The 18,112-nt window shown below is 52.4% G+C and carries 18 protein-coding genes; 10 read left to right on the plus strand and 8 right to left on the minus strand.

Annotated features, from left to right (window positions below):
* Positions 1–14 precede the first annotated feature (14 nt).
* From ACAW87_RS20350 to ACAW87_RS20375, 6 genes are all read left to right on the plus strand, one after another.
* Positions 15–392 carry a photoactive yellow protein gene (locus ACAW87_RS20350; RefSeq protein ID WP_370725477.1) on the plus strand — a complete coding sequence of 126 codons (378 nt, stop codon included), beginning with the start codon at positions 15–17 and terminating at the stop codon, positions 390–392.
* Positions 392–802 (plus strand): hypothetical protein, encoded by a 411-nt coding sequence (locus tag ACAW87_RS20355; protein WP_370725478.1) that lies wholly within the window; start codon positions 392–394, stop codon positions 800–802. The genes ACAW87_RS20350 and ACAW87_RS20355 overlap by 1 nt, the downstream gene beginning before the upstream one ends.
* On the plus strand, positions 799–1,902 hold the full coding sequence (locus ACAW87_RS20360) for an AMP-binding protein (protein WP_370725479.1): 1,104 nt from the start codon (positions 799–801) through the stop codon (positions 1,900–1,902). The genes ACAW87_RS20355 and ACAW87_RS20360 overlap by 4 nt, the downstream gene beginning before the upstream one ends.
* A 73-nt stretch (positions 1,903–1,975) precedes the next feature.
* Complete coding sequence (locus ACAW87_RS20365; protein ID WP_370725480.1) at positions 1,976–2,980, plus strand: GSCFA domain-containing protein; 1,005 nt, start codon at positions 1,976–1,978, stop codon at positions 2,978–2,980.
* A 113-nt stretch (positions 2,981–3,093) separates the two neighbouring features.
* Positions 3,094–4,203 carry an Mrp/NBP35 family ATP-binding protein gene (locus ACAW87_RS20370; RefSeq protein WP_370725481.1) on the plus strand — a complete coding sequence of 370 codons (1,110 nt, stop codon included), beginning with the start codon at positions 3,094–3,096 and terminating at the stop codon, positions 4,201–4,203.
* Between the two features lie 41 nt (positions 4,204–4,244).
* On the plus strand, positions 4,245–4,514 hold the full coding sequence (locus tag ACAW87_RS20375; RefSeq protein WP_370725482.1) for a NifU family protein: 270 nt from the start codon (positions 4,245–4,247) through the stop codon (positions 4,512–4,514).
* An 84-nt stretch (positions 4,515–4,598) separates the two neighbouring features.
* On the opposite strand, the gene ACAW87_RS20380 is transcribed toward ACAW87_RS20375, so the two are convergent.
* From ACAW87_RS20380 to ACAW87_RS20395, 4 genes are all read right to left on the minus strand, one after another.
* Positions 4,599–5,435 carry a hypothetical protein gene (locus ACAW87_RS20380; protein WP_370725483.1) on the minus strand — a complete coding sequence of 279 codons (837 nt, stop codon included), beginning with the start codon at positions 5,433–5,435 and terminating at the stop codon, positions 4,599–4,601.
* Between the two features lie 19 nt (positions 5,436–5,454).
* Positions 5,455–6,354, minus strand: a complete 900-nt coding sequence (locus tag ACAW87_RS20385; protein WP_370725484.1) for an MOSC domain-containing protein — start codon at positions 6,352–6,354, stop codon at positions 5,455–5,457.
* Between the two features lie 30 nt (positions 6,355–6,384).
* Entirely contained in the window at positions 6,385–7,233 is an 849-nt protein-coding gene (locus ACAW87_RS20390; RefSeq protein WP_370725485.1) for a hypothetical protein, read from the minus strand.
* 164 nt (positions 7,234–7,397) lie between these two features.
* The gene (locus tag ACAW87_RS20395) at positions 7,398–8,264 is read right to left on the minus strand and encodes a DUF58 domain-containing protein (protein ID WP_370725486.1); all 867 of its coding nucleotides are present in this window, start codon (positions 8,262–8,264) and stop codon (positions 7,398–7,400) included.
* A gap of 99 nt (positions 8,265–8,363) precedes the next feature.
* On the opposite strand from ACAW87_RS20395, the gene ACAW87_RS20400 reads away from it, so the two are divergent.
* The 4 genes from ACAW87_RS20400 (at position 8,364) to ACAW87_RS20415 (ending at position 12,090) form a co-directional block, all read left to right on the plus strand.
* Complete coding sequence (locus ACAW87_RS20400; protein WP_370725487.1) at positions 8,364–8,759, plus strand: DUF4296 domain-containing protein; 396 nt, start codon at positions 8,364–8,366, stop codon at positions 8,757–8,759.
* Between the two features lie 86 nt (positions 8,760–8,845).
* A complete protein-coding gene (locus tag ACAW87_RS20405) occupies positions 8,846–9,643 on the plus strand; it encodes a polyprenol monophosphomannose synthase (protein WP_370725488.1) in 798 nt (265 codons plus the stop codon).
* Between the two features lie 161 nt (positions 9,644–9,804).
* Positions 9,805–10,275 (plus strand): hypothetical protein, encoded by a 471-nt coding sequence (locus tag ACAW87_RS20410; RefSeq protein WP_370725489.1) that lies wholly within the window; start codon positions 9,805–9,807, stop codon positions 10,273–10,275.
* A gap of 537 nt (positions 10,276–10,812) precedes the next feature.
* Positions 10,813–12,090, plus strand: a complete 1,278-nt coding sequence (locus tag ACAW87_RS20415; RefSeq protein ID WP_370725490.1) for an asparagine synthetase B — start codon at positions 10,813–10,815, stop codon at positions 12,088–12,090.
* Between the two features lie 121 nt (positions 12,091–12,211).
* Here ACAW87_RS20415 and ACAW87_RS20420 read toward each other — a convergent pair whose 3' ends face one another.
* From ACAW87_RS20420 to ACAW87_RS20435, 4 genes are all read right to left on the minus strand, one after another.
* The gene (locus tag ACAW87_RS20420; protein WP_370725491.1) at positions 12,212–13,015 is read right to left on the minus strand and encodes an alpha/beta fold hydrolase; all 804 of its coding nucleotides are present in this window, start codon (positions 13,013–13,015) and stop codon (positions 12,212–12,214) included.
* A 45-nt stretch (positions 13,016–13,060) separates the two neighbouring features.
* On the minus strand, positions 13,061–13,879 hold the full coding sequence (locus ACAW87_RS20425) for a sugar phosphate isomerase/epimerase family protein (protein ID WP_370725492.1): 819 nt from the start codon (positions 13,877–13,879) through the stop codon (positions 13,061–13,063).
* Positions 13,880–13,992: 113 nt separating this feature from the next.
* The gene (locus ACAW87_RS20430; protein WP_370725493.1) at positions 13,993–14,856 is read right to left on the minus strand and encodes a sugar phosphate isomerase/epimerase family protein; all 864 of its coding nucleotides are present in this window, start codon (positions 14,854–14,856) and stop codon (positions 13,993–13,995) included.
* Between the two features lie 93 nt (positions 14,857–14,949).
* Positions 14,950–18,105, minus strand: coding sequence for a PVC-type heme-binding CxxCH protein (locus tag ACAW87_RS20435; RefSeq protein WP_370725494.1), 3,156 nt, complete (start codon positions 18,103–18,105; stop codon positions 14,950–14,952).
* Positions 18,106–18,112 lie beyond the last annotated feature (7 nt).

Below are 18,112 nucleotides of genomic sequence, written 5' to 3' on the forward strand. Positions count from 1 at the left end.
TTACTTATTCACCTATGAACCACTCTATCGACTTCTCATCGCCCTTCCTGCTGAACTGGCTGGAAAAACAAACGAGTGAACAACTGGACGAAGCCCCTTTCGGCATTGTTCGGATGACCCGGGAGGGAGTTGTGGCAGCCTACTGCAAGTCAGAGTCGCACATAACCGGAATCAGTAGCGAATATGCCCTGGGCAAGTACTATTTTACCCAAATTGCCCCCTGTGCCAACAACATTATGGTGGCGGCAAAGTATGCCCTGCCCGAGCTCGATGAGGAGCTGGATTACATATTGACCTACGTGTGTGAGCCCGTCAGAGTACGCTTGCGGCTGCTCAAATCACCGGAGAGCCGTTATCAGTATTTTCTTGTGAACCGAAAGTCTATTTCCTGATGGAGACCGATGCGCAATCCCATCTGCAAAAGCTGCTACCGTTTTTTAATCGCTCGCCGGTAGCGATGGCCGAAACCAGCATCAGGGGAGACATCAGACAGGTAAATCCGAAAGCCGTTCAGCTGATAATGCCCCTGGCGATGCACCTTGGCTTGCCCGGCGATAATCTGCTGGACACGCTGGGGGGATTTCTTCCCCAGTTGAACCAAACAGTGACCGAATTCCCGGCCGAATCGGGGCTTGTTATTGGACAGGAACCCTACGTTGTCCGGTTTTCGGTTGGGCAATCGCTGATTGAGCGCCATTTCAACCTTACCATCGAAAAGAATACCGCCGATAGTCTAATAATCTTTTTTGAAGACGTGACCGACTTTCTGCTCAAAGCTGATGCCCTGCGCCAACAATCATGATCTGGACGGCAGACAACGTAGGTCGGATCATCCTCGACACCTCAAGCCGAATCAGTCAGTTACCACAACTGAACTTTTTGGATACGGTATCGGCCAATGTAGACCTGCAGTATGATCTGGGTTTAAACTCGCTGCAATGCATGGAGCTTGCCGCTTACATGAACGAATTATTCGGCATTTTCCAGACCTCGGCAGACAACTACCTTCTGGCACATACCAGCCTATCTGAATGGATAAACTGCATTCTGAGGGCAAGAACACAAGCTGATGAGGTAGTGACCTTCCGAACGTCGGGTACCACGGGCGCAACCAAAGCGGTAACTCACTCCTTAACCACGCTACTCGCAGAAGCCCAATTTTTAACCCAGCTATTGCCAAAACCAGATCAGATAGCCACCAGCGTACCGACCAACCATATCTACGGGTTTATTTTCAGCGTTCTGCTTCCAGCACTCTGGAACTGTCCGGTTCATTCCATAAGCCAACTAACCGCTTCCGACTTAACAGAGACAACCCTGTTTGTTGGTACGCCCCTTACCTGGGAATTCTTCTTTAGAGCATTGCCTGGGCGGCCAACAATACATTGCCGAGGAGTGTCGTCGGCAGCGCCAATGCCTCCGGGCTTGTTTAATCAGCTCAACGCTGCCGGCGTAGCGCTGACCGAGATTTATGGTTCATCAGATACCAGTGGCATTGGCTATCGTCACTCGCCCGATCGGCCATTTACACTCTTCCCGTATCTGACTAAATTGCCTGACCAACCGGCAACGATTAATAACACCAACACAGGCGCAACGTACCCGATCCCCGACAGGCTCAACTGGGTTTCAGAGCGTGAGTTGTTTGTACTGGGCCGTATAGACGAGACAGTCCCAATTGCAGGCGTCAACGTCTCGCTCCCTCATATTCAGAATGTCATTGCTGGCTGCCCACTGGTAGCAGAGTGTGATGTACACGCTAAAGCAAATAGCGGGGTAAGTCAGCTCTATGCGGCTATCCGGCTACGTTCGCTGACAGAGGCCAATCGGGTGGCCTGCCTGCGCTGGATCAATGAGCGGTTAACTGGGCCAGAAGTACCCAAACATATGTATCTGTACTGAGTACTGGTTGTATTCCGGTTCACTCATTGATCAGGAACCTCAACTATAGGTCTTTTTTTTGCGTTGGTTCCGTATGCAGTTTCGTACCGAATTAACGCCTGACCGCCTGCCCGTTCAACTTCAGTTGACTGATCGGGTTGTAACTGTGGGGTCTTGTTTTGCCGAAGTAATGGGTAGTCGGCTGGCCGACCATAAACTGACGGTACTCACTAATCCGCTGGGTACGTTATTCAATCCGTTTTCGATTGGGAAGTTGCTCAGACTGGCGCTGACCGGAGGCGTACCTGACGAGGCTGGGTACGTTGAACGCGATGGGCTTTGGTTTCACTACGACGCTCACTCATCCATCTGGGGACATAGCCGCGCTGAACTGGCTGATACCTTTACCCAACGATTGGCCGAAACCGGAGATGCCTTACGACAGGCAAACTGGTTATTGATTACGCTTGGGTCGGCGGTGGTGTATCAGCTCCATGAAACAGAGCAAATCGTGGCCAACTGCCACAAAATGCCAGGTACGTTGTTCACCAAATACCTTTCTCAGATAGACCCGATTCGGGCAGAACTAAGCAGCCTGTTAAGCCTGTTGCACAACTGTAATCCGGGCCTGCAAATCGTACTGACGGTTAGTCCCGTGCGCCACATCCGCGATGGACTGGTGCAGAACTCGGCTAGTAAAGCGCTGTTGCGTACCCTTTGCGCCGAACTGACGGGACAGTCAGGGCCAGAACCAGGCAGGTCAGGTACGTTCAGCAATGTGCATTATTTTCCGGCCTACGAACTCGTGCAGGATGACCTGCGCGATTACCGGTTCTACGAAGCCGACCTGATTCACCCCAACGCTCAGGCCCACGATTATGTGTTTGCGAAGTTTGCCGAAAGCGCATTTACACCCGACCTTTGCACATTCATAAAACAGTGGTCGCAAATCCGGCGGGCAATGACGCACAGACCACTACATGGCCTAACCAACGCCCATCGCCTCTTTTTACAGAAAATTCTCCAACAAATTGACGCGCTGCCAGCCACAGTAAATACAATTGCCGAACGCGCCGAGATTTTGAATCGTTTAAAATAAAAAGAGTTTCAGGTTCCAGGTTTCAGGTTTCAAGTGGCTTCGCTTAGTGAGCAATCTTGCTGTAGCGAAGCCACTTGAAACCTGAAACCTGGAACCTGAAACTTGAAGCTCATATGTCAAGTTACAAACTCACCGAACCCACCGTACTGGCCGCATTGGGCCATGTAGAAGAGCCTGACCTGAAACGCGATATTGTGTCGCTGGGCATGGTCAAAGATATTAAGCTTGGCGTAGATTCAGTTCGCTTCACCATCGTACTGACCACGCCTGCCTGCCCCTTGAAGGAACTGATTCGGCAGCGTTGCGAAGACGCCATTCACACGCACATTGGTCCAGAAGTGTCGGTGCAGGTGGACATGACGGCCAACGTGACATCGACCCGCAACGATGCTCCACTACTGCCCGGTGTTAAAAACATCATCGCGGTAGCCTCGGGGAAAGGGGGCGTTGGCAAGTCGACGGTAACGGCTAATCTGGCCATTGCTTTGCATAAATCGGGGGCTAAAGTGGGGATCATCGACGCCGACATTTACGGTCCGTCTATTCCAACCATGTTTGGGGCCGAAGACATGCAGCCGCAGATTATTCAGATCGACGGACAAAACCGGCTTCAACCCATTCAACAGTTTGGAATCAAGCTGATGTCCATCGGTTTTTTGGTACCGCCCGACCAGGCTATGCTCTGGCGCGGACCGGTAGCCAGCCGGGCGCTGCAACAGTTCTTCTCCGACACCGAATGGGGCGAACTCGATTATCTACTGATCGACCTCCCTCCCGGCACGGGCGACATTCACCTCTCGCTGGTACAGACAGTGCCGGTTACGGGGGCTATTATTGTCACTACGCCGCAGAAAGTCGCCATTGCCGACGCCATTAAAGGACTGGCTATGTTCCGGCAACCGCAGATTAACGTACCTGTGCTGGGCATCGTGGAGAATATGGCTTACTTCACCCCTGCCGAACTGCCGAACAACAAGTACTATATTTTCGGCTCTGGCGGGGCAGCCCTCCTTTCCGAAAAATTTGATGTACCCATATTAGGTCAGGTTCCGCTGGTACAAAGTATTCGTGAAGCAGGTGATGAAGGCAAACCCGCCCTGGTCTCCGGTGATGGCCCATCTGCCGATGCGTTCCGGGGTGCTGCTGAAGCTCTTGCCCGTCGGGTAGCTATTCGCAACGCTACACAAGATGAAACCAAGCGCGTGGAGTTTACCCGGGTATAATGCCTGAATTGTACTATATTTACCAGTAAGACATTGATTTTATGCAAATGGTCGTAGATAACGTAAACCCCCTGATTGCCCGCGTCGATAAGGCACTCGATAGCATGCGGCCCTATTTGGCCGCTGATGGAGGCAATGTTAAAGTGCTCGACGTTACCGATGAAGGCGTTGTGCGGCTCGAACTAATGGGTTCGTGCGGCAGTTGCCCCATGTCGGCAATGACATTCAAAGGAGGGCTGGAAGAAGCGATTCTAAAAGCCGTACCCGAGATCACTCGCGTCGAAGCCGTGAACCTCACCCCAATGCCTTAACTTAGTAATCTACCATATGTAAAAAGGGGGCCAATCAGTTGATTAGCCCCCTTTTTTATTGGTTACAAGTCTGGGTACGTCTCCTTAAAGAACCAGCGCCGGAAGCCAGAAAACGGCATCGCCAACGAAGCGATATCGGTTATTTTTCAGGAAGTAGGTCGGGTACCGCTGAATGGCATACAAAACCAGGCTCATAATGCCCATCATCAGGCTGGCCCGTTGCGAAAACCGACTTCCTCCGCCAGAATCGTCGGCACCAAAGCAGATAGCAAACGCACCGGCAATACTCACGAAGGTTAACCAGCGCAGTATGGTATCGCATCGACGAATACCCCAGGCGGTTGCCAGCGACACACTACCTGATGCAGGGGTAGCCTCTTTCTGCTCGAAAACCGAAAATAACAGCAAATTCTGAAAGGCAATCACCAGAAACAGGACTGTCTGCACCTTAAAAGGCCAGCCAATGGCTTCGCGTTGTACCCATACTGTTCCCCAAATACCGGCCGTAAACAAGAGAGCAACCAGCGGTTCCTTTGCCACCATAGCCGGGTGTTGATCGCGAAGGCGGTAGACGATCAGGATGTAGGCAGCACAGACAAAACCCAGTCCGGCACCGAAACGAACAACCGGTGGGGGCAGAAAGAAGACCAGTATGGCGGCCACAGCTCCTAATCCGCCTACGGCACCCCACAACAAATCTACATTGTCGGCATGAAAACGATGGCGGGCAGTGAGCGGTCTATTTCTATCCCGCACATCGAGCAGTCGATCCAGGGTGTAAATGACCCAAACGACAATAGCCAGCACCGGCGTAGTGGCCCAATGCACAGGATCGACCTCAGACAGCCGCGCCGCCATTCGATTTGAAAAAGCAGCCCCCAACACAACAGGAAGGCTCAAATAAATAGCAGGACGAAGCATAATTTTTGTACTTACTATTTTAGAAGCCAACAGGCAGCCTAGGTTCTTTTCGGTCAATTACCCGGACGATTTCGCCCACGTTTATGGTCGTTCCGGCACTGGTTCGGTCGGGCATGAAATTTTCGCCGAACAGAATTTTGTTTTCGTGACTGCGGTAGGTAGCCAGCGTGCGCAGCGGCTCTTTACCCTGTTCGCCGGTTTCTGGATCAATAGTAGTCAGCACGCAGCGAACACAGGGTTTTACGCCATAAAATACGGCCTCGCCGAGTTGTACGGTTCCCCAGGTATCCTCATCATGAGGCCAGCAGAGGCCTTCAATAATCAGGTTAGGCCGAAAACGTGCCATCGTTAACGGTTCATTTACCGATTCAACAGCCCGCCGATTGAGTTCATCCAACGACGACTGTGTGATGAGCAATACCGGGAAACCATCGGCGAAACTCACTACCGGGTCGGCCACCTCATCGCGACGGGTATGGCTCGATGTGATGCTGCGGCGGGTTGTATCGGGCATATACACCAGCCGACAAGGTTTGCCAATCACCCGACTAAACCAGTCATCGGCCTCTGCACTAACAACGTGCGCAGGTACGTCTTCACTGTCCCAGATGGTAACCAGCAAAGGCTCTTCAGCTGACGGCGGGGGCACTAACGGCAACCTCAAAACATCGGCCGTATTGTGACGGTGCCAAACGGTTAGCTCATTCGCAGGTACGTTCACAGCCACCTCAATCAGGGCCATGGCATGGACCGTACGCTGTGTAATGAACGTGCCTGAACGACCATCAAACGAAGGTTCCACCAGCATATACCGGCGGTCGTGTTGCAGTCCGCCGACTTCAACAATGGCCTCGTACACAGAAACGCCCCCCAGCGATTTAATCGGGTAAATAATTATCTGATCGATTGATAAAGACATGGATGGTTATTTTGGCAAGGTCAAGGTGCTTTAACTAATAGCCTCACGGCGGCGTTGGTAAGCGGCCACGGCCACATCGCGTAATACACGCAGGGCCAGCGGCGATTGATCGGTAAATGAACCGCCGTAAATCATCCGATCGGTTTCGCGTAGAGCGTCGGTCAATCGTTCGTCGCCAATTCGGTCTGCAATTTCGCTACTGGTTAACGAGGTAAAGGGCTTTTTTTCGAGCCGTTCCAGATATTTTTTCCAATTCACAATGGCCTGATTCGTTGTATCGCCCGTTGACTCCGGGCCTAGGTTACGAGTCAGCTGATTGTACCTGGCCAGGAACCGAGTGTGATACCGACCCAGCAAGTAGCGCTCCCACCGTTGCCGGATCAGGGCACCAAACAGAATATAGATGGCCGCTACCAGTACACCCATAACTCCCACGGCCACGGCCAGATAAGCGTAGTTGAATTCCTGCGGCAGGGGTGTCAGTACCACGCTCGGGGTTAGCTGAAGCGTGTCGGGGCGGGAAGAAGCAAGCACTGTTGACTGCAGAAAAACGGTATCTGGCGAGGAAAGCAGAGCCGTACAGTCAGCCCCATCGGCCATATAAACGGGCACCTGCAACACCCTTGCCCGACTAAACTCAAACGAGACCAGCGTGTAAACGGCACTATCGAGGCTGATTCGATCGACGGTGCGGGTTGGAAAAACAGCGACACTCTGCACCAGAAACGGAGCGAAATGCTGAGCCGTATCGGGAAAGAACACATCTTGCGAAGCCCGATGCCGTACCGTCAGTGCATACCGGAAAGGCCGACCCACCTCAATGGTATCGTCGATAAACTGGCCAACCGGCTGCGCCTGAGAGCAATGAACAATGAACAATGAACAATGAACAATCAGCCAGCACACAGCCATGCGCGCCCACAAGCCACGTTCCACCCTTCCTCCCAAAACCACAACCAACTGTCTATCAACTACGTCCATCCAAACCCAAGTACTAACTGATAATTATTAATTGATCATTGATAACTGTTCACTGCCCCCGGTTACCTGTATTTTCTTATCCGGAACAGTTCGGCAAGGGTTGCGATAAAGTCAGTTTGCGAGTCGAGCGCCACGTAATCAGCGTCGTACTGACGGCAAAAGCGCTCCAGACGAATGCGGCTTTGGGCAAACTGATCGTGCAACTGTTTCCTAAAAGTCGCCGAAGAGGTATTGAGCCATACCGTTCGCTGTGCTTCCATGTCGTAGACCGGAATAACGCCCAGTTTGGGCAGGTTCACCTCGCGGGGGTCGTAGAAATGAATGACCACCAGATCGTGCTTGCGGGCCAGCGCTTTAAGATTATGCTCGTAGCCGTCATCAATAAAATCCGACAACAAAAAGACAAGGCTCCTGCGCTTCAATACGTTAAGTGTAAAAAGCAGGGCTTCGGCAATGTTAGTACCGATCGATTCGGGCTGTAGCCTACCCAGCGACGTAATGAGCTGATACCCCTGTTTCTGCGTGTTAGCTGGCTTGAGGTACTGCTCTTTTTTATCCGAAAAGCAATACAACCCCACATGACTCGCTTCGCGTAGGGCCGACATGGCCAGGGTTCCGCACACCTCCTTGGTGGTATCGAGCTTGGAACGCTGATGCGTACCTACGTGTTGCGAGGCACTGACATCGACCACAAAAAATACCGTCTGATCTTTTTCTTCCCGAAAGACTTTTACGTATGTACCGTGGCCTTTCGACGACACGTTCCAGTCGATCGCCCTCACATCGTCGCCGTACTGGTATTGGCGTAAATCAGAAAATTCGAGGCCCGAGCCCTTAAAAACAGACCGGAAGTTTCCCCGCAGCTGCGACGTGACGGCCTTCCGAATCCGGATTTCAAATTCCTGCACCTTTACCAGAAAATCATCCATGCCACGCCAGTTTTAACGTTTTTTGCCAACGCCATCGCAAACGATTTGCCTACGATTGCGGGTTACGTTGTAAAAATACGTCCTAAGTCCGACTATCGAATGAAACTTCAACTTGCTCTTTGGCTTTGTCTGTGTCTGCTGTTTGTTCAATGTAGCCGCGAAAAGAAACTCGAATTAGGGGCTGAACCAGCCAACCTGGTCGATGAAGATAAGATGGCCGATATTCTGGCGGAGGTTCATCTGTCGGAAGCCCGTATTAGTAAAATGGGCATTGTGTCTGTAGATACCTCAGCGCTCTTATTTAAACGACTTCAAACCAAAACGTTGAAAAAGTTTGACGTTGATACGGCCACCTACACGCAGAGTTTCGTGTATTATTCATCCCGCCCGGCCAAACTGGCAAAAATTTACGAACAGGTAATAGAGAAGCTAAAAGTGGCGGAAGAGGAAAAAAAGAAGATAACAAGCAATAGGAAGCCTATTACGGTTCAATGACCCCCCGGTGGCCTTAACGTTATTTAACGCCCTAAATGCACTATTTTTGACCACGCCCCTGTTTTTAGAATAAACGCTTTTCCACTGTGACCGATCGCCTTGTCATCATCCCCACGTTCAACGAAATCGAGAACATCGAAGCCATTATCCGGCGTGTATTTGCCTTATCAATGGCCTTCGATCTGCTGATTGTTGACGATGGCTCTCCCGACGGAACAGCCCGGGTGGTGAAGCAATTGCAATTGGAATTCCCACAGCAATTGCATCTGCTGGAGCGACGGGGTAAACTCGGCCTGGGCACCGCTTACATCGACGGATTTAAGTGGGCGTTGGCGCGGGGCTACAAGTTTCTCTTCGAGATGGATGCCGACTTTTCGCACAACCCCGATGACCTCGTTAGCCTCTATAATGCCTGTGCTACAGAAAGCGCGGGACGGCCTCCCGCTGATGTCGCCGTTGGATCGCGCTATATCAAAGGCGTTAACGTCGTGAACTGGCCTATTGGACGGGTGCTGATGTCGTACGGAGCGGGTATTTATGTGCGGTTCATTACCGGTATGCCCATTATGGACCCTACGGCTGGGTTTGTTTGCTACCGGGCGCATGTGCTCGATATTTTGCTTCAGAACCCGATTCGGTTTGTCGGGTACGCGTTTCAGATCGAGATGAAATTCACCTGCTGGAAATATGGCTTTAGTTTGAAAGAGGTACCCATCATTTTTACCGACCGCACCCGTGGCGAGTCTAAAATGTCGACGAAGATCTTCAAGGAAGCTATTTTAGGCGTTATTCAGATGAAGATAAACAGTTTCTTCCGCCACTATATTCCCACTAAAAAAAGAACGGCCACTCCCATACCGGGAGAAGCCGTTGACATGGTGTAGCGTGCTTTTTTGACAGGATGAGCAGTAGCCGCCGTGCGGAATTCTATCAAACTTACCTTCGGCGAGCGACAACGGAAGGCGGTACACCACGGCAAGAAATTTTTGGTTCTTTCCAACCAATGTATTCATACAGAGCTCTTACTTTATGAAAACATTCGATCATGAAGTTTAGCCTACTCCTTGTACTGATTGTTCTTTCAGGTGGCTCCTGCCGTGAACAGCAACAAGTTATTTTTCCAACGCCTGTTGACGTTTGTCCCTTGGGCAATACTGTGACAACACCGGCTAAAGGATACCAGGTTATCTCTGGTTCCTGGCAGTGGGTCCAGAGCGTATCAGAAAACCGATTGAGCGGAACGCGCATTTCAACACCTTCCTCCACAAGAAAAACACGCCGGTTTGTTTTCAACATTGACCGAACGTACCAGTACTTTGTAGATCAGAAACTGCAAGAAAGTGGCACATACGAACTTCGGAACGCCTCCAACGATCCGATATTGATTCTCCAACTGCAACAGGCTGGACAATCGACTTTAGGAGGCGTTTTCATCACGCTTTGCGATACCGGGTTAATTTTAGAAGGCAATGCAGGCGACGGTGGTGAAAACGAATCCTACACCCATCTTCCTTAACTCTCATTGTCGCTTGTCACATGTTGCAACAGCTGCTTCACCGCTTTTCATCATCATTGTTTCGGGGTTTCAGTACACCACTTTCTTCTGGAAATAACTTTCCTTACTGGCCAAAACCGGTGCCGCCGCCCGAAAACCAAACACCGGATCTCCGATAGTACCCTGGCTACCGGCACGGATATTTTTGAAGAAGTCATCGAAGTACGCGCCTTAGGCATCTTCACCTCTAGGAGCGTCGAAACGAATCTCTTTTGACGGTTCTGCCGTGTGGGCAACGTACCTCACCATCCGCAAAATTCCCGTTGCCTCTATTATCGATAGTGAAACTAAAATAACCAGTCTGCCATCTGGTAATCAGCCGGTTTATCCAGTAAATTACGTCGTCAACCTCAGTGCCGGAGTCTGGGTACTGGACACTGGCTGTTCGATCATTCGCAGGTACGTTGTCTGGCCTGAAGTCGATTCGTTCGCTATCTGGCGTCCAGTATTCAGGCTCCATTATTGTGATCTTCAATCGTTTTTCAACTGACCGCTGCCATGAAACGAACCTACGCGTTTCTCCTGCTTTTCTGGGCCATTGCCGGCTATGCCGGGCAAGCGCTGGCCGCGTCAATCCTGATTCCGATGGACGACCGACAGACGGACCATCTGAAGGCCTATGGCATTGCCTACGCCGTACTGAAAGATGAACAGGACGTTGATTGGCTATTGAACTACCGGGGCGGCAGTTTCATGATTAAACACAGCGCCAAGTTCGAAAATGAGTGCCGCGTTCGAGGCGTCACGTTTGAATCGCTGACCGATGCTGGTGCTGCCTCGATCAAGCGGCAGATCGCGAATCCTGATCTGAACATGGATGTGGTTACACTGAATAAAGCGGCCAAAATCATTGTGTACTCACCCGCAAAGGTTGGCCCGGCCGAGTTTGAAAACAACGACGCGGTATTGCTGGTGTTGACCTATGCCGAAATTCCCTATGAACTTGTCTATGATGATGAGGTACTGAAAGGTGATTTACCCAAATACGACTGGCTACACTTGCACCACGAAGACTTTACGGGGCAGTTTGGCCGGAATATGCAACGGATGACGGTAGCCGATATTAAGGCGCAGGAAGACATTGCCAAAAAGTATGGATTCGCCAAAGTATCGCAGATGAAGCTGGCGGTGGCTAAGGGTATCAAGGCATTTTGTGCAGGTGGCGGCTATCTGTTCGCCATGTGTTCGGCCGCCGAAACACTCGATATTGCGCTATCTGCCGAGGGCGTCGATATTGTAGGCGATAGCTACGACGGCGATGATATTGAGCCGGGAGCGCAGGCAAAACTTGATTTTAGCAAAACGTTTGCGTTCCACAATTTTAGGCTCGAAGGCGATAACGGTGGCGGACGAGGTTTTTCTACCTTCTCAGACATCAATTCGGCCGCCGGTCAGGGCTACGGGGGCGGCTCGTCGAGCGGCTATTTCGAGTTATTCAATTTCTCAGCCAAGTGGGATGTCATTCCGGCCATGTTAACACAAAATCACGAAGCGGTCATCAAAGAATTTACCGGACAGACAACGGCATTTCGTAAATCAACAGTGAAAGCCAGTTCGCTGGTGATGGGCCAAAGCACCACCTCCGATAGGTATCTGTACGGCGAAATGGGCCGTGGTCAGTGGACGTTTTACGGCGGTCACGATCCCGAGAATGTACGCGGCGGTGGCTGGCGCATGCCTACTGATTTAAACCTGCATACCCATTCGCCCGGCTACCGGCTCATACTGAATAACGTTCTGTTTCCCTCTGCTAAAAAGAAGAAGCGGAAAACCTAGAGCGTGTGTATTGCTTCGCGCTGTAGGCCCTTCGACTAGGCCGGTCCGCCAGTGCGGTCCCCGATAGGCTCAGGGCCTACAGCGCGAAGCCACGCGAAAGCAATACGATTAAAAATCCCCATCAATGTGCGCGTAACCAATCACGGACGCGTGGGTTGAAATCGTCGATACATTCCCAATGGAACGCGTGCCCGGCTTCGTCGTAAAGGTGCAACTCGCTGTGTGGAATGGCAGCGGCAACCTCTTCGGACATCCAAACGGGCGTAAACTGATCATTCCGACCGCCAATGACCAACGTAGGTTGTGCAATTTGGGGCAAGTCAGCCAGCGTATCGTGAGCGATACAGGCTTCGGCCTGACCCTCTAATCCGTGCAATGGTTGCGGATTGGCATCACTAGCTGCTGCCAGCCGACCCGCCTGCAAATCGGCGAAGATGGTGTCATCGTCCCAACTCTTTTTCGAGTAAATCAGCAACTGAATGTAGTTGGCAAACTCTTCGGGGCGCAGCCGGGCCTTAATAGTAGCCATGTGCCTGAAAATAGCCTCGGCCGTACGGTCGCAACGCGCCCAGGGACACATCAGTACCAGTGAACGTACCTTATCCGGGTGGCGTAAGGCCAGTTGTTGGGCAATGGTACTCCCCATCGATACGCCCACAACCCGTACATTGGTCAGCCCAAGCGAATCGATCAGTCCGGCATAGTCGTCGGCCATCTGTTCGGTGCTGTAGGGCCCAACCGGCTTGTCCGACTGTCCAACGCCCCGGTTATCGCCAATGATGCAGCGGAAATGCCCCTGCCAATCCTCGGCATGTTTTTCCCAGACAGCTCCGGGCGCCGTAATGCCCATGATGAGTAGCAGCGGCTCTCCTGCTCCGCGCTCTTCGTAATATAAACGGATGCCGTTGGTTGTTATGAAAGGCATAATGTTGGGGTTAAGGTCACACCGGGTAAAACCCGGTGTGACAAATCAAATCGATGGCAATAACGTTTCATAAACCCAGCGGCCATCGTGAAGGGTAACGCCATCGGGATCGTTCATAGCTTCGGGGCCTTCGTCTTCACAGATGATCCAGCCGCTATATTGCTGTTCGAGCAACCAACGTGTGATGCCCACGAAATCGACTTTACCGTTGCCGAGCAAGGCAAACTCTGGCTCGCCATTCCAGTCTTTAAAATGCACTAGATTGATCAGCGACGCGTACTCCTTCATCTTCGTGAGCGGGTCCATGCCGCCGTTGATGAGGTGCCCCACGTCGGGTGTCCAGCCGGTGACTGACGTGTCCAGCGATTCCAGGATGACGCGATAGTCCTCTTCCGTCCGGGTGATCGACGAATGGGGTGAGTTGGGGTGAAAACTACAGGGTACTCCTTGTTCAACCGCCCGACGCGACACCGTGTTGACGATGTTGATCAGATTCCGGCGACGTACCTCAATGTCGTGCCGCCCCGTCGGTTTCTGAACGGTACAGAGAATAGCGCCCGGGAAGTGCTTTAGCAGCGCAATGGCCCGGTCGGCTTCGTAGCGTTCCTGCTCCGTTTCGTCTGCACCATTCCAGTCGAGGGCCAGCGCCACAGCGGCGAGTTCAACGCCCTTTTCGGCAAGCTTTTTGCCCAGGCTTTCGGCATCAGGCAAATCGCCCATCCAGTTGAAGATGGGTTCGATACCCGCAAAACCAGCCTGCGCCGTAATGTCGATCATATGCCCCTGCCGGTTGGCGTGAGTCTGACCGTTGTTGTTCATGAACCAGGTATACGCCTCGGCTCCAAATCGAAAAGGTATGTTCATAAGAATTTTTGGTTTGTGGTTTGTCGTCTGTGGTTTGTGGTTGCGCTGCTTTAGCAGAATAGTCATGACTTAGCAGCGCAACCACAAACCACAGACGACAAACCACAAACTCTTTACACATACTTCGCTTGCATGGTTTTGATGAAATGAAGACCGTCTTCGGCGATGGCCCAGGGGTCATTGTATTCGCGCCAGACGTTGATCGAATTGGCGAAATCGATGTCGTTTCGGGTGAAGGCTTCGATGGTCATCCAACGGTTGAAGCCCACTTCAGCCAGCGTTCGGAAGGTATCATCCCAGGGAATATGCCCGTCGCCGGGCGTGCCCCGGTCGTTCTCGCTGATGTGTACGTGAGCCAATACGGGCGCAACGGTTCTGATTGCGTCGGGGAATCGTTTCTCTTCAATGTTGGCGTGGTGGGTGTCGAACATAGCCTGCACGCTCGGATGGTCGGCCTTCTCGATCAGGTACGTTAGCTGCCCCATTGTGTTGCAGAGGTAACACTCAAAGCGATTCAGTGCCTCGACCGCCAGCACAATACCGGCCTGTTTGGCATAATCACCCACCGCATGCAGCACCTCGGCGCTGTAGGCATACTCGTCGGGTTGTGGCTCGCGTCGACTGAAAGTGGCAAAGGCGGAGTGAATCGGCCCGCAAATGACGGTGGCGTTCATGGCCTGCGCCCGATCAATGGCACCTTTTAAAAAGTCGACTGCCTGCGCCCGAATAATTGGCGAATCACTTGCCGGGTTGGTATCGGGACTAGCTACGGTGACGCAGGTGCTTTGCAGACCAAGCTGTGTCAGGTGATCGCCAAACCGCCGGTAGGACGCTACATCGCCGTTGTCGATAAAGCATTCGATACCGTCGTAGCCAATGGTTTTCAGCCGTTCGGTGATCGGGTTCAGCTTTTCCGACATCACGGCTGTCCAGGCCAGTACGTTAAATCCGATAGGGCACGTTGTTAGTGAAGGCATTGTCAGACAAAAAAGTAGCACCGAAGCTCCAGCTTCGGTAGTCAGCTTCTTATGATTTACACTACCGAAGCTGGAGCTTCGGCGCTACAGGCCCTACTTTTCCAGCGGATGAGCCTTGAGTAATTGATCGGGTGAATAAAAATCGACTTTCGATGAGGTAGCTGCGCGGACTTTCTTCACCTGTTCGGGGCGGATAACCGACGCCTCGTTACCGAACGAATTTCGGACGTAGGTCAGCACGGCGGCTACTTCGTTATCTTTCAGCAAACCGCCAAATGGCGTCATTGGCACCTGACCGGGGTACGTCTTGCCTCCTACCTCAATCGGCCCCATCAACCCGTTCAATACAACTTTGATCAGGCGCTCTTCATTACCCGTCACCCATTTTGTACCGGTCAGCGGCGGAAACCCAGAGGCGGCCAGCCCTTTACCGTCGGGCTGATGGCAGGTCGTGCAATAACCTTCTTTGGCGTAAATCGTTTTGCCCAAATTGAACAGCGCCAACTCCTCCCCTTTCAGCGTCGACTTAACGGCTACCTCTTTTGCTTTTTTGACGTTTACTCCGTTCAGGTGAGCAACGGCGGTTTCGTGCGCGTGCACCATCCAATCGTCGAGCGGCTTTTTGGCGGCTTCGGCTAAAATGGGCAAGCCTTTTTCCTTGCCAATCCAAGAAGCAGCTACAATGGCTACCAGACGTACCCGGCTATTTTCGTCGCGGGCCGCCTGCATGAGCAATGCGGCCTGATCGGGCACCTGATGCCCGGTATAACGAACCACCTGAACAGCGGCGGCGCGGGCGTGGTAGTCGTTGGCTTTCAGGAGTTGACGAAGTAGCTTTTGATCCACCTTGTTCATCCCCCAACTAACCCACAGGCCTTCCAGCAAATGATGCTCGTAACGCGGGTCTTTTTTGTCAAGGCCAGCCACCCAGGTGTTCAGTTTGGCTAATACCTGCGACGCGTTACGGCCACGGAGTTCGCGGCGGGTACGGTAGCGGGTGCGGTATTCGGGCAGTTTCAGGTTGTCGAGCAACTGCTCAATGCTGGCTCCGTCTACTTTAGCCGGCGTCACCAGCGGACGGGCCGGGTACGTTATACGGTATACCCGTCCCCGCGAGTGGTCGCGGAGGGGGTCGCGGGCGTTGTGTTGCATGTGGCCGATCAGAATATTGTGCCAGTCGATCAGGTACAGCGAACCATCTGGCGCAAATTCCATATCGACGGGCCGGAAATTCCGGTCTTCGCTCACCAGCAGATCGGCGCGGTGCTTGCTCTTGTAGCCCGTACCATCGTCAACCAGGGTATGCTGTTTGGTGCCCAGGAAGCCGATCGTATTGTTGATCAGGAAATCGCCCTGAATCTCGTCGGGGAAGTGGCGGCTCGACACAAATTCCAGACCCGACGTGGGGCGTACCATGTGGTCTTTTTCGATCAATTGCACTGATTTGTGCGTCGCTTGTCCGTAGCGTGGCAATACCGAACCGGGCATCATCCAGCGCATGTCAGGGCTCGACGTTTCGGCGAAGAAAGGCTGTCCCCAATCGTCGAAGGCAATGCCCCAGGGGTTTGGAATCGACAGTTGGGCGGTCCGTTCCAGCTTGCGTAATTGAGGCGAATACCGGTAAAAACCACCGTTGGTGGCCCGTACAGGACCGTATGAGGTCTCGACGTTGGTTTGCAGGAAAACGCCTTCACCCGAGTAAATAGCGCCCGAGGGGTCGACACAAAAGGCGTGGCTATTGTGGTGGGTGTCGTGGTCGTCGAAACCGCTGAGCAAGATTTCGCTTTTGTCTGCCTTATCGTCGCCGTTGGTATCGGTATACAATTTCAGGTTCGTCCCCTGCGATATATAAACGCCTTCTTTGGCAATTTCAAAACCAAGTGGCAGGTGCAAGCCATCGGCAAAAACGGTTTGCTTATCGGCTTTCCCGTCGTTGTTGGTGTCTTCAAAAATCAGAATCTTGTCGTTCGGTTTGGCATCGCCAGGCTTGTAGTGCGGGTAACTCGGCATTACGGCAACCCACAATCGGCCCTTGCCGTCGAACGACATTTGCATGGGTTTTGCCAGATCAGGAAACTCTTCTTCCGAAGCGAAAAGCTCGATTTTGTACCCTGGGGCTACTTTCAATTTGGCCACGGCTTCCTGACCAGTCAGGTACGTCAGGCTCCCGTTTCGTTCGGGATTGAAGTTAGTTTTAACCGGGGGCAACGGCCGGGTTTTCTGATCAGCAGCGGCCAGGTCCATCTTTTCGCCTTTCGACGCGGCCAGCCAGATAGCGGTATCCCTAATGTCGGTCATCTGCCGAATTTTCTCGATTTCGGCGGGGTAGTTGTCTGGCCCAAACGGGTTATACCGACGGCCGTACACGTGCACACCGTTCGGAATTTTGTAGTCGTTGTGCCACATCCAGTTTTTTTCCAGCACGGCATCATGCACCAATTTCCGGTTGGCCTCTGCTTTGGCAGCCGCTTTGCCAAACAACTGATCGGCCAGCAGAACGCCCAGCTTTTTGTAGCCTTCATCGTTCAACTGCGACCCATCGATTGTTAACGGCTCTTTACTGGCGGCGTACCATTGCTGCGATGGCGTGAATGCATTGACAAACAAAACCTTGTTCTCATCGGCCACTTCGCGCATGGCGTTGGTGTAGAGCAACAGGTTTTCGTTTTCCTTTTTCCCGTTCGGCAGGTCATACGTACCTGATAAATCTTCAAACGCAATAGGCGACACAAGGGCCAATTGCGGAGCGGTGGTGCCATTGTATTTCTGGCTTAGCGTATGCTTTATAAACGCTTCAAGCTCGGCCTTGTAGTTGGCCACTCCATCTTTACCCTGAAACGATTCGTTGTAGCCAAAAAACGCTACGATCACGTCTGCTTTCAGGCGGGTCAGCCATTGATCGGGGTATTCTAAATGCCCTTCACTCTCGGCATTGTTCGTCAGTTCATTTTCGGCTGGCCGCTGACGGAATTTCTCGGCACCGGGAAACGCCCAGGGCGTATTGCGGCTCGAATGTGGCCGAAAACCAGGCAGGTCGCCGCCATCGCACATGTTGCGGATGTAGAGATTTGCGTCGGGGTAACGTACCTGCATTTCTGTCTCGAAATGACCGTAGTTCATCATCCGCGAGCCCAGGTTATTACCCAGCAGCATGATACGGGCTCCTTTTTCGACGGGGAGCAGGTTGGGGGCGCTGACCTGAAATGCACTAAACCCAATGGGGCAGAGCAAAACGGTAATCAACAGCATCCTGACA

This window comes from Fibrella aquatica (genome assembly GCF_041321135.1).
In the GTDB taxonomy this organism is placed as follows: Bacteria; Bacteroidota; Bacteroidia; order Cytophagales; family Spirosomataceae; genus Fibrella; species Fibrella aquatica.

Excerpts from the sequence above, each read along its gene's own strand:
- ACAW87_RS20380 (WP_370725483.1), bottom strand. The coding sequence starts at position 5,435 with ATGCTTCGTCCTGCTATTTATTTGAGCCTTCCTGTTGTGTTGGGGGCT.
- ACAW87_RS20350 (WP_370725477.1), top strand. The coding sequence starts at position 15 with ATGAACCACTCTATCGACTTCTCATCGCCCTTCCTGCTGAACTGGCTG.
- ACAW87_RS20365 (WP_370725480.1), top strand. The coding sequence starts at position 1,976 with ATGCAGTTTCGTACCGAATTAACGCCTGACCGCCTGCCCGTTCAACTT.
- ACAW87_RS20385 (WP_370725484.1), bottom strand. The coding sequence starts at position 6,354 with ATGTCTTTATCAATCGATCAGATAATTATTTACCCGATTAAATCGCTG.
- ACAW87_RS20435 (WP_370725494.1), bottom strand. The coding sequence starts at position 18,105 with ATGCTGTTGATTACCGTTTTGCTCTGCCCCATTGGGTTTAGTGCATTT.
- ACAW87_RS20360 (WP_370725479.1), top strand. The coding sequence starts at position 799 with ATGATCTGGACGGCAGACAACGTAGGTCGGATCATCCTCGACACCTCA.
- ACAW87_RS20370 (WP_370725481.1), top strand. The coding sequence starts at position 3,094 with ATGTCAAGTTACAAACTCACCGAACCCACCGTACTGGCCGCATTGGGC.
- ACAW87_RS20425 (WP_370725492.1), bottom strand. The coding sequence starts at position 13,879 with ATGAACATACCTTTTCGATTTGGAGCCGAGGCGTATACCTGGTTCATG.
- ACAW87_RS20355 (WP_370725478.1), top strand. The coding sequence starts at position 392 with ATGGAGACCGATGCGCAATCCCATCTGCAAAAGCTGCTACCGTTTTTT.
- ACAW87_RS20415 (WP_370725490.1), top strand. The coding sequence starts at position 10,813 with ATGAAACGAACCTACGCGTTTCTCCTGCTTTTCTGGGCCATTGCCGGC.
- ACAW87_RS20400 (WP_370725487.1), top strand. The coding sequence starts at position 8,364 with ATGAAACTTCAACTTGCTCTTTGGCTTTGTCTGTGTCTGCTGTTTGTT.
- ACAW87_RS20395 (WP_370725486.1), bottom strand. The coding sequence starts at position 8,264 with ATGGATGATTTTCTGGTAAAGGTGCAGGAATTTGAAATCCGGATTCGG.
- ACAW87_RS20410 (WP_370725489.1), top strand. The coding sequence starts at position 9,805 with ATGAAGTTTAGCCTACTCCTTGTACTGATTGTTCTTTCAGGTGGCTCC.
- ACAW87_RS20430 (WP_370725493.1), bottom strand. The coding sequence starts at position 14,856 with ATGCCTTCACTAACAACGTGCCCTATCGGATTTAACGTACTGGCCTGG.
- ACAW87_RS20375 (WP_370725482.1), top strand. The coding sequence starts at position 4,245 with ATGCAAATGGTCGTAGATAACGTAAACCCCCTGATTGCCCGCGTCGAT.
- ACAW87_RS20420 (WP_370725491.1), bottom strand. The coding sequence starts at position 13,015 with ATGCCTTTCATAACAACCAACGGCATCCGTTTATATTACGAAGAGCGC.